The sequence below is a fragment of the Chromobacterium violaceum ATCC 12472 genome, from assembly GCF_000007705.1.
Classification (GTDB): Bacteria; Pseudomonadota; Gammaproteobacteria; order Burkholderiales; family Chromobacteriaceae; genus Chromobacterium; species Chromobacterium violaceum.
The window spans coordinates 616,263-632,367 of the sequence record NC_005085.1 but is presented as its reverse complement, the minus strand read 5'-3'; the positions used below and the strand labels follow the sequence as shown (position 1 = coordinate 632,367).

Genomic DNA, 16,105 nt, shown 5'->3' with positions numbered 1-16,105 from the left:
GTCCAACATTATTTTTTAGACAAATTGTATAATTTTATGCAAAAGAAAAGCGCCTTCTGGCGCTTGGACAAGCTTGAGTCCGCCGCTAAACCGGCCTCGACAAGGGCAAACTGACACAAAAAGCGACGCCTCGCCCCTCCAAGCCCTCTTTCAATTGCACGCGGCCGCCCTGAGCATGCGCGGCTTGCCAGACAATAGCCAGCCCCAAACCTGAACCCGGCGCGGACACTGCCTTGCCGCGATAGAAGCGTTCGAATAAATGCGGCCTGTCCTCAAGCGCGATGCCCGGCCCATCATCCGCCACCTCCAGCTCGACTCGCTCGCCAATAACGGCTAGACGCACGCGAATGCGCCCACCTGCGCGTCCATACGCCACCGCGTTGGACAGCAAATTGTCCAGAATGGAAAGAAAGGAAATCTGGGCCAAGTTAACCGGCAAGCCGTCAGGGGAGTCCAGTTCCAGCTCCATGCCCTTCGCCTCCGCCCGTGGCGACAGACCGATCAAGGCATTGCGCGCCACCTCGACCAGATCCACCATCTGCGGACGCTCGCCCTCACCCCTCTCCAGCGCCGCCAGCCGCAACAGCTGCTGCACCAAATGCGAATGGCGGGCCAAAGCCTGCTCCAAAGCGGCCAGGTTTTGCTGCCTGGCTTCGGCATCCGCCTCGCGGACCAAAGCATGCGCCTGCGTGGAAATCACCGCCAACGGCGTACACATCTCATGCGCGGCATCCTGCACGATGGCGCGTTCGCGGGCGATGCTGTCGCGGCTGCGCCTTAGCAGCTGGTCCAGCGCCTGAACAATCGGCTTCAACTCCCGGTAAGGCAAGCGCATGGACAAAGGAGAAAAATCATCGGAGGCGCGACGGTTCAGATAATCGGCCAAGCGCCTCAGCGGCAGCAAGCCGCGCGAAATGGCGAGCCACAGCGGCAGCAGGACTAAGGAAAAAGAGATAGCCAGGGGCGCGATATATTGCTTCGTGAGAAAAGGCAGCACTTCCTCGTCTGGAATCACCGGCTCGAACACCGTCAAATATCCAGCAGGATAGAGACGCTCCGCCACCCGATACGCTTTTCCTCGCAGCTGCACCACGCCCTTATTCAAATCGCGGGCTGGCAACGCGATGGTTGGGACGCCCGGCGAAGCGTAGATCCGCTCGCCTTGCCGCGTGCGCGCGGAAATCAACAAATCGCCCGGGTAATCGACCTCGACCTTGGAAGCCACATTGATGCGCCGCGATGCGTTGAACAAGCGATCCGCCGTCTCCAAGGCCTGTCGATTGCGCTCCATTCGGCCAGGCGACAGCGCCACGGAAATCAGATCGGCCACTCTCCACAAAACTTGGCGGCGGGATTCCGATGACCTTGACTCCTGGTATTCCCGCCCGACCAGCACCAGCCAGATCAAGGCGAAAGCCAGCAACAACGCCAGCAAGACTCGCCTCGTCAGCGACGGCGCCAAACCGTCCGCCAGCCGCTTAAACCACATATTGATAACCCACGCCGCGCACGGTGCGGATGCGTTCGGCGCCTATCTTGCGCCGCAGATTCGACAGATGCACTTCTATGGTCGCGCCATCCACGACATCGCCCAGCGGCTCCAGGCGCTGGCCCAACAAAGTTTTCGACACGATGCGGCTGGGATCGCGCGCCAGTTCCACTAGCAAGCGGAACTCACGCGGCGACAAGTCCAGCGCCGAACCATCCAGCCAAGCCAGATGCGCGCTGGGTTTGAGGCTGAGCGCGCCCAGACTCCATATTTCGCTAGCCTGCCGCGCGCTGCGGCGGCACACCGCCCGCACCCGCGACACCATTTCCGACACCGCGAATGGCTTGCACAGATAATCATCGGCGCCATCGTCCAGCCCCGCCAATTTGTCGCTCAAATCGGCGCTGGCCGTGATCATGATCACCGGCACGGTGATTTGCCTGGCGCGCCAGGCGCGCAATAATTCCAAGCCGCTGCCGTCTGGCAGGCTCAAATCCAGCAACACGCAATCGAAACGGTCCGGCTCGAACAAGGCATCGGCATCCGCCAGCTTGCGCGCCCACTCGGTCGTCGCCGCCTCAGCCTTCAGCGCGGCCTGCAAGGCCCGACCCAGATCCAAATCATCCTCAATGATCAATAAATGCATATGTCGTTCTCGCCAGTGAAATCTTTGGCTTAGCTAAAGGTTGCCCCCCTCATACTAGGGCCACGCGGACAGGATGGTTGTGTCTTGCCATTTCATTTGCTGGCACAGACAAAAATTACAATGACATTGCAGGGGCAAGCGAGCAATCCAGCCATCTCAAACCAACGAAATGGACACGCTGCCCAACCGCCGCGCCTTTCTGATGACATCAAGAGAATGATTCAATGAAACATTATGCCCTATTAATATTGTTGAGCGCACCCATGCTGGCTGCCGCGGCGGAAAACGAACAAAACGGTTTTTCCGGCCACCTTCAGCTAGGCGTCAGCCACTACCAGCTGGCCAGCAACTTTCTCAAAGCGCCCAATGATGGCCATCCCATCGCCAACAGCCTGACGCAATCGCCCGCATCGCAATCCGGAACCGCGCCTCTTATCGACGGCGAGTTCAGCTATACCCTGGCGAACACAGGCACCCAACTATTCATATCTCCCACGAATACCAGTACTTTCGCCGCCGGCGGCGGCCTGCAACTCGGCGTCCGACAGCAACTGCCGCAAGCCGGCACGTTCGCCGCGGCGCTAACCTATGGCGAAAGCGAAGTCTGGCTTGACCCCTATGCGCTGAATCGCGTCCGCCAAGACGGCAAGCTCAAAAACGTCGGCCTGATGCTGGGCTGGTCCGAGATTCTGGAAACACCGTTCCGCGTCAGCATCAACTACTCTCGCCAAAAGCTGGACAATGAGCAAAGCGGGCAGGCGCAAGGCGCGTCCCTTGCCAATCAAGCCCTGCTCAAACGCAACGGCAACAACTATGGCGCGCAACTGGGCTACGCCTGGAAACTGGATGGAGCAGGCGAGCACACGCTGACGCCCGGTCTGATTTATGCGCGCAGCGATCTGGATGGCAAGGCCATGAGCACTAAGCGTTACGGCATGCAGCTGGCTTACGCCTACAAGGGCGTGGACTGGGAAGGAAACGCTTCCCTCGCAGCCGCCAGCACCCGCTATCAAGCGGGCAACCCGCTGTTCGCCAGCCAGAAGGCGGATAGCCGCGAGGCCTTGCTCAGCCTGGGCCTGACCCGGAAAAACCTGTTCGGCGCCAAGGCTTGGTCCGCCTTTCTCAGCGGCAACTATGGACGCTCAAGTTCCGATCTCGCCTATTTCGACGCGCATGTCCGCGAGATATCCGTGGGCTTGGGCTACCGTTTCTGATCAAGCCGAAACACGCTTCCTTCGCCGCGCCGGCGACCCGTCATTCGACGTGGCGCGGCGGCGGCGGCCCCGCGGCCAGCGCTAGGGGCGCGCAAGGATGGATTGGCCCGCCGCCAGACGGCGGGCCGGTTCCGGCTAGCTGCGATATAATGCGAGGTTCACTACCATTATCAGGAAACGCCCGTGTCCGAGCGCCTGTTCGTGCTGTCTCAACATATCCTGCCCAAACTGGCGCTGACCCGGCTGGCGGGCCGCTTCGCAGACTGGAAGGGCGGCGGCATCACCACGGCCGCCATCCGCCGTTTCATCGCCCGCTACAACGTGGACATGGGCGAAGCCGCCGACAGCGATCCGGCGGCCTACGCCACCTTCAATGATTTCTTCACTCGCGCGCTCAAGCCGGGCGTCCGCCCCGTGGCCGACGCTCGCCTCGTCTGCCCGGTGGACGGCGCGGTCAGCCAGCTCGGCGCCATCGACAGCGGCCGCATCTTCCAAGCCAAGGGCCGCGATTACAGCGCCACCGCGCTATTGGCCGGCGATGCCGATCTCGCCGCCCGCTTCGCCGACGGCCACTTCGCCACCATCTACCTCAGCCCGCGCGACTATCACCGCATCCACATGCCTTGCGCCGGCAGGCTGCTGGAAATGACGTATGTGCCCGGCGACCTGTACTCGGTGAATCCCGCCACCGCACGCGGCGTGGACCGTCTGTTCGCCCGCAACGAGCGGGTGGTATGCGTGTTCGAGGACGAGCAAAGCCAGCCCTTCGTGATGGTGCTGGTCGGCGCCACCATCGTCGGCAGCATGGCCACCGTCTGGCATGGCGTGGTCAATCCGCCGCGCCGGCCGGCGGTGGAAAAATGGGATTACCGCGGCCAGGACATCCGCCTGGCCAAGGGCGAGGAAATGGGCCGCTTCCTGCTCGGCTCCACCGTGGTGCTGCTGTACCCGGCTGGTCCGCTCAAATTCAATCCGCAGTGGCAAGCCGCCAGCCCGGTGCGGATGGGCGAGGCGATGGCGTCCTGAGCCGGACGCGTTTCCCGCTCGGCGCGCAAGCGCTGCCGCTCAAGGATGGACAAAACGGCTGTCGCGGCTCCGGGGCGCTTACCCCAGGCCGGACAGCCGTTCGCCTAAACCGACGCCAGTCTATCAGTCGTACTTGACGCAACGAAAGCGAAGCTGGATCACCGCGCCCGGCTGCGCCTCAGATGCTGACAGCTTGTCCAGCTCTTCCTGGTTCAGATCCGCCACTTTCATGCCCTGGTTCATGCACAGCTTGTGCGTGGCATGGTTCGCCTTCTTGATCGCGATATAGCCGTTCTGCCCCTGAGCGCGCATCTCATATCCGCCATCGGCCTGCTGGCGGGTAGTGATGCCTACCTCGGGGGCCAGCGCGCGCTCCAGGCTGGCGCAGCCCGCCAGCGACAGCAGCAAGACCAGGCCCAGTCCCCGACACAGGCTCATACGGCTTACTCGCATTTGAACAGCAGCGAGACCTTGTAGTCTTCGTCGCTGCTGATGGAAACCATGCCCAGCGTGGAAAGCCTGAGCATCACGTCGGTGGCGGTCTTCGCCACTTTGACCAGCTCCCCATCATCCTGGCCCTTGGACTCTTCCTTGCGGTCGAGGACGACCAGTTTCCTGTCCTGCTTCTTGCAAACTTCGCCGGCCTTGCCGACCGCGTTCTCTATCGCGCCCTTGTAGGTGCCGGAAGCGGCAACAGCCGTGTAGGTCCCCTGCTGCTGCGGCAGGATGGTGGCTTTGAAAGAAGAGCATGCCGACAACGCCGCGACAACACCCACCCACAACGGCAAACAGATTTTGTGCTTCATGAATTTATCTTGGTTTTCAACAGCTTTTCAGCAGTAGATCAATTACTCGGAACCCAAGATCTTAATGAAAATTAACATTTCTTACAAAAATAATTTCTACCCTTATGCCTTTATGTTATTAGCGTGAAAAAGCCGGGCTTGCGCCCGGCTTCGTCATCCACAACAGACTGTTGATCGATCAGTTCTTGGACTGGTCCACCAGCTTGTTCTTGGCGATCCAAGGCATCATCGCGCGCAGCTCGGCGCCGACCTTCTCGATCGGGTGGGCGGCGGTCAGGCGGCGGCGGGCGGTCATGGACGGGTAGTTGGTCTTGCCTTCCAGGATGAACATCTTGGCGTATTCGCCGCTCTGGATGCGGTACAGCGCCTTCTTCATCGCTTCCTTGGTGGCGGCGGTCACCACTTCCGGGCCGGTGACGTACTCGCCGTACTCGGCGTTGTTGGAGATCGAGTAGTTCATGTTGGCGATGCCGCCTTCGTACATCAGGTCGACGATCAGCTTCAGCTCGTGCAGGCACTCGAAGTAGGCCATTTCCGGCGCGTAGCCGGCTTCCACCAGGGTCTCGAAGCCGGCCTTGACCAGTTCGACGGCGCCGCCGCACAGCACGGCCTGCTCGCCGAACAGATCGGTCTCGGTTTCCTCGCGGAAGTTGGTCTCGATCACGCCGCCCTTGGTGCCGCCGTTGGCCGCGGCGTAGGACAGCGCCACGTCGCGCGCCTTGCCGGTCTTGTCCTGGTAGACGGCGATCAGGGTCGGCACGCCGCCGCCCTTCAGGTATTCGGAGCGCACGGTGTGGCCCGGGCCTTTCGGCGCCACCATGATCACGTCGACGTCGGCCGGCGGCACGATCTGGTTGTAGTGGATGTTGAAGCCGTGGGCGAAGGCCAGCGCCGCGCCCTTCTTCAGATTGGGCGCGATGTCCTTGTGGTAGACCTCGGGCTGCGACTCGTCCGGCAGCAGAATCATCACCACGTCGGCCTTTTTCACCGCCTCGGCCACTTCCTTGACCTTGTGGCCGGCCGCCTCGGCCTTCTTCCACGACGCGCCGTCCTTGCGCAGGCCGACGATGACGTCGACGCCCGATTCCTTCAGGTTCTGCGCATGGGCATGGCCTTGCGAGCCGTAGCCGATGATGGCCACTTTCTTGCCCTTGATGATGGAGAGATCGGCGTCCTTGTCGTAATAAACTTTCATTGCTTTATCCTTGGTATTTGTTTGCTAAGGGACTTCTCAAGCCCTGCTCAGATTTTCAGAACCCGCTCGCCTCGACCGATGCCGGATGCGCCGGTACGGACCGTTTCCAGGATCACTGTGCGGTCCACCGCCTCGATAAAGGCGCCGAGCTTGTCGCTCGTACCAGTCAGCTCGATGGTGTAAGTCTTTTCCGTCACGTCGATGATGCGTCCGCGGAAGATGTCGGCCATGCGCTTCATCTCCTCGCGGTCCTTGCCTACGGCGCGGACCTTGATCAGCATCATCTCGCGTTCGATGTGCTCGGATTCGTTGAGGTCTATCACCTTGACCACCTCGATCAGCTTGTTGAGCTGCTTGGTGATCTGCTCGATGACTTCGTCGGAACCGTGGGTGACGATGGTCATCCGCGACAATGTCGGGTCCTCGGTGGTGGACACTGTCAGCGAATCGATGTTGTAGGCGCGGGCCGAAAACAGCCCGACGACGCGCGACAGCGCGCCCGCCTCGTTTTCCAGAAGTATGGATAGGATGTGTCGCATGCCGGCCGCCTTAGCACATGTTGCCGTAGTCACGGTTGTTCTCGAAAGGCACCTGCTGGACGGCGCGCATGTGCGCCGGCAGGTCCATCTGATCCAGGCCCTTGCCGTTCTGGATCATCGGGAACACGTTCTCCGACTGGTCGGTGCGGAAATCCAGGAACACCAGGCGCTCCTTCAGCTTGTCGCTGAACGCCTCGCGCAGCACCGGCTCCACGTCGGCCGGATTCTCCACCTTGAAGCCGATGTGGCCGTAGGCCTCGGCGATCTTGACGAAGTCCGGCAGCGCGTCCATGTAGGACTCGGAGTAGCGGGTGCCGTAGAAGAACTCCTGCCACTGGCGCACCATGCCCAGGTAGCGGTTGTTCAGCGCCACCACCTTTACCGGGGTGTGATACTGCTTGGCGGTGGACAGTTCCTGGATGTTCATCTGGATCGATCCCTCGCCGGTGATGCAGGCCACCTGCGCGTTGGGGTTGGCCAGCTGCGCGCCGATGGCCGCCGGCAGGCCGAAGCCCATGGTGCCGAGGCCGCCGGAATTCAGCCACTGCTTGGGCCGGTCGAACTTGTAGTACTGCGCCGCCCACATCTGGTGCTGGCCGACGTCGGAGGTGACGATGGCCTGGCCGCCGGTGATGTCGTACAGCGTCTCTACCACCATCTGCGGCTTGATCAGCTCGTCCGACGGCGCGTACAGCAGACAGTCGTGGCCGCGCCATTCCTCGATCTGCTTCCACCACTGGTTCAGCGCCGAGCCGTCCGGCTTCTGGCCGGCCTGCTTCAGTTGGTCCAGCATCTCGCGCAGCACCAGCTTGACGTCGCCGACGATGGGGATGTCGGCCTTGACGCGCTTGGAGATCGACGACGGATCCACGTCGATGTGGATGATTTTCTTGGCCTGGCCGAGGAAGTGCGAGGGCACGCTGATCACGCGGTCGTCGAAACGCGCGCCCACCGCCACCAGCACGTCGCAGTACTGCATCGCCATATTGGCTTCGTAGGTGCCGTGCATGCCCAGCATGCCCAGGAACTGCCGGTCCGAACCCGGATAGGCGCCCAGGCCCATCAGGGTGTTGGTACACGGCAGGTTCAAGGACCGCACCAGCTCGGTCACCTCGGCTTCGGCGCGGCCCTGCACGGCGCCGCCGCCGACGTAGATATAAGGACGCTTGGCCTCAAGCAGCAGGTTCACCGCTTTCTTGATCTGTCCGCTGTGCCCGCGGGTGGCCGGCACGTAGGAGCGGATGTGCACGCTGTCCGGATAGCGGAACTCGGCGCGCGCCTGGGTCACGTCCTTGGGGATGTCCACCACCACCGGGCCGGGACGGCCGCTCTTGGCGATGTAGAACGCCTTCTTGATGGTCGCGGCGATCTCGTTCACGTCCTTGACCAGGAAGTTGTGCTTCACGCAGGGACGGGTGATGCCCACCATGTCCACTTCCTGGAACGCGTCCAGGCCGATGGCCGGGGAAGGCACCTGGCCGGAGATCACCACCATCGGGATGGAATCCATGTAGGCGGTGGCGATGCCGGTCACGGCATTGGTCGCGCCGGGACCGGAGGTCACCAGCGCCACGCCCACCTTGTCGCTGGAGCGCGAATAGGCGTCGGCGGCATGGACCGCCGCCTGTTCGTGCCTTACCAGCACGTGTTTGAACTTGTCCTGCCGGAAGATGGCATCGTAGATTTCCAGTACCGCGCCACCCGGATAGCCGAAGACGAATTCGACCCCCTCTTCCTGCAGGCAGCGGACTACAATTTCGGCGCCCGATATCTGCATATCGCCTCTATTTCGTGTTGATTTCATCCCGTTTGCTCAAAGACCTTAGCGTATTGCTCAAAGCATGGTCAAGTGATTTTGTGCAGGTGCAAAATGCCGCTAAGCCACGGTTATTTCAGAAGAAAAACTGCCACTAGCCTAGTGAATCATGCTCTGCTAACATCTTTGGTTGGCATCAACCTGAAATGCACAGATGGCAAGCCGCAAGGAAATGGCCGACTTCCTCGAGTCGGTGGAGAAGCGCGCCTTCAAGCAGGCGCTGTACGCGGTGCGGCAGGAAGACAATGCGCTCGACATCGTGCAAGACTCGATGATGAAGCTGGCCGACCGCTACGCGCACGCGCCCGCGCACGAGCTGCCGCTGATTTTCCAGCGCATCCTGCAAAACACCATCCGCGATCATTATCGCCGCAGCAAGGTGCGCAGCTTCGTCAGCACCCTGCTGTCGTCGCTGATTCCCACCCACGCCGAGGACGACTCCCTCGATCCGCTCGAAACCCTGGACGTCGCAGCCGACGAGGCGCACACCAACCCGGAACAGTGGTACCAGCGCAAGGAAGTGGCGCAGATGATAGACGCGTCGCTGCAGCTCCTGCCCGCCCGTCAACGCGAGGCCTTCCTGCTGCGTTACTGGGAGGGACTGGATGTTGCCGAAACCGCTCTGGTCATGGGTTGCTCCGAGGGCAGCGTGAAGACGCACTGCTCGCGGGCCAACCACACCCTGGCGGCCATTCTTGCGCAGAAGGGAGTATTGCTATGAAACACGCCAACGACGGGCAGGGAGAGCATTTGCCCGTCCACATCGCCCGCATCCTGGACAATCCCCACTCCGACCCGAGCGCCCGCCAGATGGCCCGCCTGAAACAGGCGCGCGCCGCCGCGCTGCGCCGCTTCGAACAACGCGCCGCCGAAGACTGCAGCCTGCAGGAAAAGATCCTGCTCTGGGCGCAACGCCACACCCTGCTGCTGAAGCGCGGCAGCGCCGCGCTGGGCTTCGCCGTGATCACCGGCGCCGGCCTGATGCTGGCGGAGGGCCTGATCGCCGAAACCGACGCCGTGGACGCCTCGGTACTGTCCCAGGACCTACCGCTGGATTCCTTGCTGGAGCCGCATTTCAGCCGGGGGTTGCATGAATAAGGCCGGATGGCTGGCCAGCGCCGCGTGCCTGGCCGGTCTGCTGATACCGAACCTCGCCCACGCCTCCCCCCTGGCCGATCCCCGCTGGGAACAACTCAACAGCGAGCAACAGCAAGTGCTGGCGCCGCTGGCGGCCGACTGGAACCGTTACGCGCCCGACAAGAAGCAGGATCTGCTGACCATCGTCCCCCGCTTCGCCGACCTGACGCCCGGCGAACAGCAGCGGCTGCAGCGGCGGCTCAAGGCCTGGACCGAGCTGAGCGAACAACAGCGCGACGAGATCCGCGCCAACTGGAAAAAACTGCAGCAACTGCCGCCCGGGCAACGCGAACTCGCGTTGCGCCGGTTGCGCTCGCACACCGCCAAACCACCCGCCGCCTCCGCCCCATGACCGAACTCGCCGTCCCCAGTCTCGCCCGCTGCCTCGCCAGCCTGTTCTACGAATCGCTGCTGATCATCGCCATGCTGCTGATCACCAGCGCCGCGATCACTCCGCTGCAGCTGGCGCTGGGCCAAGACGCCTGGCTGCTGCACAGCCTGATCCAGTTGGCCGCCGCCGGCGTGCTGTTCGCCTATTTCGGCTATTGCTGGACCCGCAGCGGCCAGACCGCGGCGATGAAGACCTGGCACATCCGGCTGGTGACCGCCGACGGCCGGCTGCTCAACTGGCAGCAGGCGCTGATGCGCTTCGCCGTCGCGGCGATGCTGTTCGTCGGCTTGCCGGTGATCTCCTATCTGGGATGGCAGCGCAGCTACGGCGACCATCCGGCGGCGAAATGGCTGGCGCTGGTCTGGTGGCTGGTGCCCTTTCTGGCCCGCTACTACGACAAGGACCGCCGCCACCTGCACGACCGCCTGTCCGGCACCCGGCTGGAACTGCTGCCCAAGCCGGTTCGGAAATAAAGCCGGCGACGGCGCGCCTCAAGACCGCAGCAGCGGCTCCTCGGCCGCGAATTCCAGCAAGATGTCCAGCAACGCCCGCACCCGGGCCGGCATCGCCCGGCGCTGCGGCCACACCGCATACACCGGACGCGGCGGAATCCACCAGTCCTGCAATATCCTCTCCAGGCGGCCATCCGCCAGCTCGCGATGGCATTGGCTCAGCGGACACAGCACCACGCCGCAGCCGGCCTCCGCCATTCTCACCCCCAGCAGCATGTCGTTGACCAGCAGCCGCGCGCCGTCCGGCAAACTTCTCTCCTCATCGCCGTCGACGCGATGCAGTTTCCAGTTCTGCAGCGGCGTGGTCAGCAACAGGTCGTGCCCGGCCAACTGCTCGAACGCCTGCGGCCGTCCGCGCGCCTCAAGATACGACGGCGCCGCCGCCAGCACCGCGCTCACCTGGCCCAGCTTGCGCTGATTCAACTGCGAGTCCGGCTGCGGCCCGACCCGTATCGCCAGGTCGCCCCCCATCGCCCACACATCCTCGGTGCCATTGCTCAAGACCAGCTCCAAGCGCACCGCCGGATGGCGCTGCAGCAAGCGCTGCCACACCGGCAGCAGCAGGCTGTTGGCCATGCTCACCGGCGCCATCGCCCGCACCACGCCCTCCACCCGGTTCAGGGTCGCGTCCAGCGAGTCGGCGGCCTGGCGCAACGCCGCCAGCAAGGGTTTGCACTGCTCGTAGTACTGCCAGCCCTCATTGGTCGGCACCAGCCTGCGCGCGCTGCGGTTCAGCAGCTTGCACCCCAGCTCGGCCTCCAGCGCCTGCAGGCGGCGGGTCAGCGTCGCCGCCGGCATCGCCATGCGTTTGGCCGCCGCGCTCAAGCTGCCGGCGTCCACAATCGCGACGAATAAATCCAGATCATCCAGCATGATTGCAAAAATGGAATTTGAAATTTATTTTTTGATTCTATTTTCACAATTCGCTCCTGGCTAGACTCGGCTCATCGTTAACCGAACGGAGCGCCATCATGAGCCTCGCCCTGAGACAACGCCTGCTGTTCTCGCTGCTGATGTCGGCGGCGATGTCTTTCCTGATGACCGCCTGGGTCTGCTGGCTGAACCTGGGCCTGCGTCCGGACTTCATCGGCCGCTGGCTGCACGCCTTCGCCTCCGCCTGGCCCGCCGCCTTCTGCGCGGTGCTGCTGCTGGCGCCGCCCATCCACCGCCTTACACAACGCCTGCTGAGCGGACGCGCACAAGCCGCCGCCGGCCAGCCGGCGCTGAACCAGAAAGGATGAAATCATGAGACTGGACTACACCCAGCTGTCGCCCAAGGCTTATCAGGGATTGCTCGCCTGCAAGAACGCGCTGGCGGAAAGCGGCCTGGGCCTGCCGCTGATCGAACTGGCCTATCTGCGCGTGGCGCAACTGAACGGCTGCGCCTTCTGCCTGAAGCTGCACAGCCAGGCGCTGCGCCGCCGCGGCGAAAGCCAGGAAAAACTGGACCAATTGGCCGGCTGGGACGCGGCGGACGCGCTGAGCCCGCGCGAGGCGGCCGCCATCGCCTGGACCGAAGCGGTGACCCGGATAGGAGAAACCCGCGCGCCGGACAGCCTCTACCAGCCGCTGCGCGAGCACTTCAGCGACGCCGAGATCTCCGACCTGACGCTGGCCGTCGCGCTGATGAACGCCTTTACCCGGGTGGCGGTGGCGATGCGGCAGTAACAGCCGCCGCGCGGAATCGGCAAAGTCCGGGCGGAATCGGGGCCCGGACGACTTATGCACAAGGATGGAAATGCAACGGAGTTATCCACAGCAGGCGAACGCGCCCGCCGGATCTCACCCGGAACGTCCGGGCTTGCGGTACGCGCGCTTGCCCGCCGCGTAGGTGGCCGCCACCGCGCGGTCATCGCCCAGCATCATCTGCACGAATAGCGCTTCGGACAGGTCTCGGACATAACGCATGCGGAAATCCAGCAGCGGCGTCGAACGTAGGTCCAGCACCGCCAGGTCGGCCTCCATGCCGGCCTCGATGCTGCCCACCTTGTCCTCGATGCCCAGCGCCTCCGCTCCGCCTCGGGTGGCCAAGTAGAAGGCCTGGGCGGCGGTCAACGGCCTGCCGTGGGTCTGCGACGCCATATAGGCGGCGTTCATCGTCTGCAGCATCGAGAAGCTGGTGCCGGCGCCCAGGTCGGTGCCCAGGCCCAGCCTCACCGGCTTGCCGCCCTCGACGCAGCGGCGCAGGTCCAGGCTGCCCGAGCCGAGGAAGAAATTGGAGGTCGGGCAGTGCGCCAGCGACGCGCCGCTGTCGTGCAGCATTTCCAGCTCGGCCTCGGATAGATGAATGCCGTGGCCGTAGATCGCGCGCCGCCGCAGCAGGCCGTAGCGCTGATAGACCCCGGCGTAGTCGCGGCAGCCGGGGAACAGCTGCTTGACCCAGGCGATCTCGTCCAGGTTTTCGGAAATGTGCGACTGGATGGCGATGTCCGGAAACTCCGCCGCCAGGGCGCCCAGCATCTCCAGCTGGCCGTGGCTGGATGTCGGCGCGAAGCGCGGCGTGATCACGTACTCGGCGCGCCCCTTGCCGTGCCAGCGTTCGATCAGCGCGCGCGAGGCCTCGTAGGCGGCCAGCGGCGTATCCAGCAAGGCGGCCGGCGCGTTGCGGTCCATGCACACCTTGCCGGCCAGGATGCGCAGATCGCGGGACGCGGCCTCTTCGAACAGCGCATCCACCGACGCGGCATGGACGGTGCCGAACACGCAGCCGGTGGTGACGCCGTTGCGCAGCTGCTCGTCGAGGAATACCTGCGCCACTTCGCGCGCGTGGCCCTCATCGGCGAAGCCCTGCTCAGTGACGAAGGTGTAATGGTTCAGCCAGTCCAGCAACTGCTCGCCGAAGGCGGCCATCATCTCGGTCTGCGGATAATGGACGTGGCAGTCGATGAAGCCCGGCAGGATCAGGTGGTCGGGATAGTGGTCTATCCGGACGTCCGGCCGCAGCGACGGCAACAGCTCGGCCGCCGGGCCCCAGGCCGCGATGCGTCCGTTTTCCATCACCACCAGCGCGTCGCGCTGGTGCACCAGGCAATCCCGCTCGGCCTCCCGGAACGGATTGCCCCGGAAGGTCAGCGCATCGCCGCGTACCGCTGTTTTCACATTCTGCTCCCGCCGCGCTCGGCGGCCTTCGACTCGGATCAGGCAACAATTGGTCCGAATTTATCTTCATATAAAGAATCTTTACATGTAAATATAGCCCCGTTCACACTCGCAAGCAAGCTTGGCCTGGATAAAGGGACAGGAGCTGATATGCGGCAATTGTCTTTAGATGAAGATAGTATATTTTGAAGTCGTGATACTCTTGCGCCCGACCGGATTTGCCGCATTTACCTTTGCCCAGGAACCCGCAGCATGCAGCACGCACCCGACCAAATTGACCGCATCGTCGCCCTTTGGAACGAAGTCCGCCCCGATCTGGACACCTCAGCCACCCAAGTGATCGGCCGCATCGTGCGGATGGAATACTTCATCACACGGCGAGTCCTTCAGGATCTGGCCCGCCACAATCTCAATGTAGGCGAATTCGACGTGCTGGCGGCGCTGCGCCGCGGCGGCGAGCCCTACCAGCTTTCGCCCAACCAGTTGCAGGGCATGGTGCTGATCTCGTCCGGCGCGCTGACCAACCGCATCAACCGGCTGGAGGAAGCCGGCCTGGTCAGCCGCTCTCCGGACCCGGACGACCGCCGCGGCGTGATCGTCACGCTGACGGCCAAGGGCCTGCAGGTGATCGAAGACGCCGCCGGCCACCACCTGGCCGCCGAGGCCGAGCTGATCGAGATGCTGGACGCCGACGAGCGCCAGACGCTGGCCCGCCTGTTGAAGAAGATGCTGCAGGCGCAGGAAGACTGAGCAGGCAAACAGGCCGCCCCCAGGCGGCCTTTGTTTCGCCCGTCGCCCAGCAAGGCCACATCGAGCTTTTCCTCCCCTTGAGCGACGGGGACGCGTCCGAGGCAAGGCGCGCCGACGCAGACCGTGCCCGTCGCACGACAAGGAGGCGCAACGCCGCATCGGGCGCGTCCCAGCCGCTCAGCCCAAAAGCAGCGCGCAGTTGGCGGCCAGTATCAGCCAGAACAATCCCCAGCCGCTGGCAATCGCCCAGCGCGGCGCGGCATCCGCGCCCATCAGCGCCCTGTCCCCCGTCATGCGCAGCAACGGCCACATCGCCAGCGGCAGCTGCAGGCTCAGCGCCACCTGGCTCCACACCAGCAGCGGGCCCACCGCCTGCTCGCCCTGCCATGCGATGCCGGCCCCGGCCGGCAGCAAGGCCAGCGCGCGGGTGATCAGCCGGCGCTGGTAGCAGGGGATGCGTATGCGCAGGAAGCCATCCATGATCACCTGGCCGGCGACGGTGCCGGTCAAGGTGGCGCTCTGCCCGGCCGCCAGCAGCGCGACGCCGAACAGCAGCGCCGCCAGCGAGCCGGCCAGCGGGCGGATCAGCTCATGGGCGTCGGCGATGTCGGCCACCGCGATATGCCCGGCGGCGTGGAAAGCGCTGCCCGCCAGCACCAGGATGGCGCCGTTGACCAGCATCGCCAGCAACAGCGAGCCTATGGTGTCGATCCGGCACAGCAGCAGCGTCTGCCGCAACGCCCCCTCTCCGCCCTCCACCCGCCGCGTCTGCACCACCGACGAATGCAGGTAGAGGTTGTGCGGCATGATGGTGGCGCCGACGATGCCCAGCGCCAGCACGATGGCCTTGTCCATGCCCTGCGCCGGCAAGCTGGGCGCCAGGCCCGCCGCCACCGCCGGCCAATGAGTGTCCAGCAGCGCCAGCTGCGCGAGGAAACACAGGGCGATGGTGGCGATCAGCCCCAGCACGATGGCCTCCAGCTGGCGGAAGCCCCGTCCCTTCAACCCCAGCACGATCAGCGTGTCGAATGCGGTCAGCGCCACGCCCCATGCCAGCGGCACGCCGAACAGCAGCTTGAACGCCAGCGCGCAGCCCAATACTTCGGCGACATCGCAGGCGATGATGGACACCTCGGCGCTCAGCCAGTGGCAAACACGTCCGAAACGGCCGTAGCGCGCGGCGCTGGCCTGCGCCAGATCCATGCCGGTGACCAGTCCCAGCCGGGCCGCCAGCATCTGCAACATCATGGCGGCGATCCCGGACAGCATCACCACCCACAATAGCTGGTAGCCGAAGCGCGAGCCGGCCTCGATGTCGGTCGCCCAGTTGCCCGGATCCATGTAGCCGACCGCGACCAGCAGGCCGGGGCCGGCGAAGCGGCGCAGGCGCTGGCCGAAGGAGGCGCTGGCGTCTATGCGCACGCTGCCGTTGACTTCGGCGGGGCAGAACGGCGCGGTGGCGGTGGTGGGGAGTGAGAACATGGC

19 protein-coding genes are annotated in these 16,105 nt (G+C 63.9%); 9 read left to right on the top strand and 10 right to left on the bottom strand.

Annotated features, from left to right (window positions below; all coding sequences use genetic code 11):
• Positions 1-85 precede the first annotated feature (85 nt).
• Together CV_RS02910 and CV_RS02905 are read right to left on the bottom strand one after the other, a co-directional pair.
• Positions 86-1,435 carry a HAMP domain-containing sensor histidine kinase gene (locus CV_RS02910; RefSeq protein ID WP_158303296.1) on the bottom strand — a complete coding sequence of 450 codons (1,350 nt, stop codon included), beginning with the start codon at positions 1,433-1,435 and terminating at the stop codon, positions 86-88.
• A 43-nt stretch (positions 1,436-1,478) separates the two neighbouring features.
• Positions 1,479-2,135 (bottom strand): response regulator, encoded by a 657-nt coding sequence (locus tag CV_RS02905; protein WP_011134148.1) that lies wholly within the window; start codon positions 2,133-2,135, stop codon positions 1,479-1,481.
• 263 nt (positions 2,136-2,398) lie between these two features.
• Here CV_RS02905 and CV_RS02900 point away from each other — a divergent pair, with 263 nt between their 5' ends.
• Entirely contained in the window at positions 2,399-3,349 is a 951-nt protein-coding gene (locus tag CV_RS02900) for a DUF2860 domain-containing protein (protein WP_043595361.1), read from the top strand.
• 183 nt (positions 3,350-3,532) lie between these two features.
• Complete coding sequence (asd, locus tag CV_RS02895) at positions 3,533-4,375, top strand: archaetidylserine decarboxylase (protein ID WP_011134146.1); 843 nt, start codon at positions 3,533-3,535, stop codon at positions 4,373-4,375.
• Positions 4,376-4,498: 123 nt separating this feature from the next.
• Here the strand turns inward: asd and CV_RS02890 are convergent, their stop codons facing one another.
• The 5 genes from CV_RS02890 to ilvB all read right to left on the bottom strand — a co-directional run bounded on the left by CV_RS02890 (position 4,499) and on the right by ilvB (position 8,692).
• Positions 4,499-4,813, bottom strand: a complete 315-nt coding sequence (locus CV_RS02890; protein WP_011134145.1) for a hypothetical protein — start codon at positions 4,811-4,813, stop codon at positions 4,499-4,501.
• Between the two features lie 5 nt (positions 4,814-4,818).
• On the bottom strand, positions 4,819-5,181 hold the full coding sequence (locus CV_RS02885; RefSeq protein ID WP_011134144.1) for a hypothetical protein: 363 nt from the start codon (positions 5,179-5,181) through the stop codon (positions 4,819-4,821).
• 178 nt (positions 5,182-5,359) lie between these two features.
• On the bottom strand, positions 5,360-6,376 hold the full coding sequence (gene ilvC / locus CV_RS02880; RefSeq protein WP_011134143.1) for a ketol-acid reductoisomerase: 1,017 nt from the start codon (positions 6,374-6,376) through the stop codon (positions 5,360-5,362).
• 47 nt (positions 6,377-6,423) lie between these two features.
• Positions 6,424-6,915 carry an acetolactate synthase small subunit gene (gene ilvN, locus CV_RS02875; RefSeq protein ID WP_011134142.1) on the bottom strand — a complete coding sequence of 164 codons (492 nt, stop codon included), beginning with the start codon at positions 6,913-6,915 and terminating at the stop codon, positions 6,424-6,426.
• Positions 6,916-6,925: 10 nt separating this feature from the next.
• A complete protein-coding gene (gene ilvB, locus CV_RS02870) occupies positions 6,926-8,692 on the bottom strand; it encodes a biosynthetic-type acetolactate synthase large subunit (RefSeq protein WP_011134141.1) in 1,767 nt (588 codons plus the stop codon).
• Positions 8,693-8,885: 193 nt separating this feature from the next.
• Here ilvB and CV_RS02865 point away from each other — a divergent pair, with 193 nt between their 5' ends.
• The 4 genes from CV_RS02865 to CV_RS02850 are packed head-to-tail and all read left to right on the top strand — an operon-like array spanning position 8,886 to position 10,732.
• The gene (locus CV_RS02865; RefSeq protein ID WP_011134140.1) at positions 8,886-9,452 is read left to right on the top strand and encodes an RNA polymerase sigma factor; all 567 of its coding nucleotides are present in this window, start codon (positions 8,886-8,888) and stop codon (positions 9,450-9,452) included.
• Positions 9,449-9,829: a DUF3619 family protein gene (locus CV_RS02860; RefSeq protein ID WP_011134139.1), complete on the top strand. Its 381-nt coding sequence runs from the start codon at positions 9,449-9,451 to the stop codon at positions 9,827-9,829. Before CV_RS02865 ends, CV_RS02860 begins: the two co-directional genes overlap by 4 nt.
• Complete coding sequence (locus CV_RS22025; protein ID WP_011134138.1) at positions 9,822-10,220, top strand: DUF3106 domain-containing protein; 399 nt, start codon at positions 9,822-9,824, stop codon at positions 10,218-10,220. Before CV_RS02860 ends, CV_RS22025 begins: the two co-directional genes overlap by 8 nt.
• On the top strand, positions 10,217-10,732 hold the full coding sequence (locus CV_RS02850) for an RDD family protein (protein ID WP_011134137.1): 516 nt from the start codon (positions 10,217-10,219) through the stop codon (positions 10,730-10,732). The genes CV_RS22025 and CV_RS02850 overlap by 4 nt, the downstream gene beginning before the upstream one ends.
• Positions 10,733-10,750: 18 nt before the next feature.
• On the opposite strand, the gene CV_RS02845 is transcribed toward CV_RS02850, so the two are convergent.
• Positions 10,751-11,644, bottom strand: coding sequence for a LysR family transcriptional regulator (locus CV_RS02845; RefSeq protein ID WP_011134136.1), 894 nt, complete (start codon positions 11,642-11,644; stop codon positions 10,751-10,753).
• Between the two features lie 98 nt (positions 11,645-11,742).
• On the opposite strand from CV_RS02845, the gene CV_RS02840 reads away from it, so the two are divergent.
• Together CV_RS02840 and CV_RS02835 are read left to right on the top strand one after the other, a co-directional pair.
• Positions 11,743-12,012 (top strand): DUF2798 domain-containing protein, encoded by a 270-nt coding sequence (locus CV_RS02840; protein ID WP_011134135.1) that lies wholly within the window; start codon positions 11,743-11,745, stop codon positions 12,010-12,012.
• Positions 12,013-12,016: 4 nt separating this feature from the next.
• Positions 12,017-12,439 carry a carboxymuconolactone decarboxylase family protein gene (locus tag CV_RS02835; protein WP_011134134.1) on the top strand — a complete coding sequence of 141 codons (423 nt, stop codon included), beginning with the start codon at positions 12,017-12,019 and terminating at the stop codon, positions 12,437-12,439.
• Positions 12,440-12,553: 114 nt separating this feature from the next.
• On the opposite strand, the gene guaD is transcribed toward CV_RS02835, so the two are convergent.
• Positions 12,554-13,870, bottom strand: coding sequence for a guanine deaminase (guaD, locus tag CV_RS02830; protein WP_011134133.1), 1,317 nt, complete (start codon positions 13,868-13,870; stop codon positions 12,554-12,556).
• A gap of 252 nt (positions 13,871-14,122) precedes the next feature.
• On the opposite strand from guaD, the gene CV_RS02825 reads away from it, so the two are divergent.
• Positions 14,123-14,620: a MarR family winged helix-turn-helix transcriptional regulator gene (locus CV_RS02825; protein ID WP_011134132.1), complete on the top strand. Its 498-nt coding sequence runs from the start codon at positions 14,123-14,125 to the stop codon at positions 14,618-14,620.
• A gap of 177 nt (positions 14,621-14,797) precedes the next feature.
• Here the strand turns inward: CV_RS02825 and CV_RS02820 are convergent, their stop codons facing one another.
• Complete coding sequence (locus CV_RS02820; protein ID WP_011134131.1) at positions 14,798-16,102, bottom strand: Nramp family divalent metal transporter; 1,305 nt, start codon at positions 16,100-16,102, stop codon at positions 14,798-14,800.
• Positions 16,103-16,105 lie beyond the last annotated feature (3 nt).

Bases quoted from the DNA above. Each gene is read 5' to 3' on its own strand.
- CV_RS02905 (WP_011134148.1), bottom strand. From the start codon at position 2,135: ATGCATTTATTGATCATTGAGGATGATTTGGATCTGGGTCGGGCCTTG.
- CV_RS02900 (WP_043595361.1), top strand. From the start codon at position 2,399: ATGCTGGCTGCCGCGGCGGAAAACGAACAAAACGGTTTTTCCGGCCAC.
- CV_RS02890 (WP_011134145.1), bottom strand. From the start codon at position 4,813: ATGAGCCTGTGTCGGGGACTGGGCCTGGTCTTGCTGCTGTCGCTGGCG.
- CV_RS02885 (WP_011134144.1), bottom strand. From the start codon at position 5,181: ATGAAGCACAAAATCTGTTTGCCGTTGTGGGTGGGTGTTGTCGCGGCG.
- ilvC (WP_011134143.1), bottom strand. From the start codon at position 6,376: ATGAAAGTTTATTACGACAAGGACGCCGATCTCTCCATCATCAAGGGC.
- ilvN (WP_011134142.1), bottom strand. From the start codon at position 6,915: ATGCGACACATCCTATCCATACTTCTGGAAAACGAGGCGGGCGCGCTG.
- ilvB (WP_011134141.1), bottom strand. From the start codon at position 8,692: ATGCAGATATCGGGCGCCGAAATTGTAGTCCGCTGCCTGCAGGAAGAG.
- CV_RS02865 (WP_011134140.1), top strand. From the start codon at position 8,886: ATGGCAAGCCGCAAGGAAATGGCCGACTTCCTCGAGTCGGTGGAGAAG.
- CV_RS02860 (WP_011134139.1), top strand. From the start codon at position 9,449: ATGAAACACGCCAACGACGGGCAGGGAGAGCATTTGCCCGTCCACATC.
- CV_RS22025 (WP_011134138.1), top strand. From the start codon at position 9,822: ATGAATAAGGCCGGATGGCTGGCCAGCGCCGCGTGCCTGGCCGGTCTG.
- CV_RS02850 (WP_011134137.1), top strand. From the start codon at position 10,217: ATGACCGAACTCGCCGTCCCCAGTCTCGCCCGCTGCCTCGCCAGCCTG.
- CV_RS02845 (WP_011134136.1), bottom strand. From the start codon at position 11,644: ATGCTGGATGATCTGGATTTATTCGTCGCGATTGTGGACGCCGGCAGC.
- CV_RS02840 (WP_011134135.1), top strand. From the start codon at position 11,743: ATGAGCCTCGCCCTGAGACAACGCCTGCTGTTCTCGCTGCTGATGTCG.
- CV_RS02835 (WP_011134134.1), top strand. From the start codon at position 12,017: ATGAGACTGGACTACACCCAGCTGTCGCCCAAGGCTTATCAGGGATTG.
- CV_RS02825 (WP_011134132.1), top strand. From the start codon at position 14,123: ATGCAGCACGCACCCGACCAAATTGACCGCATCGTCGCCCTTTGGAAC.
- CV_RS02820 (WP_011134131.1), bottom strand. From the start codon at position 16,102: ATGTTCTCACTCCCCACCACCGCCACCGCGCCGTTCTGCCCCGCCGAA.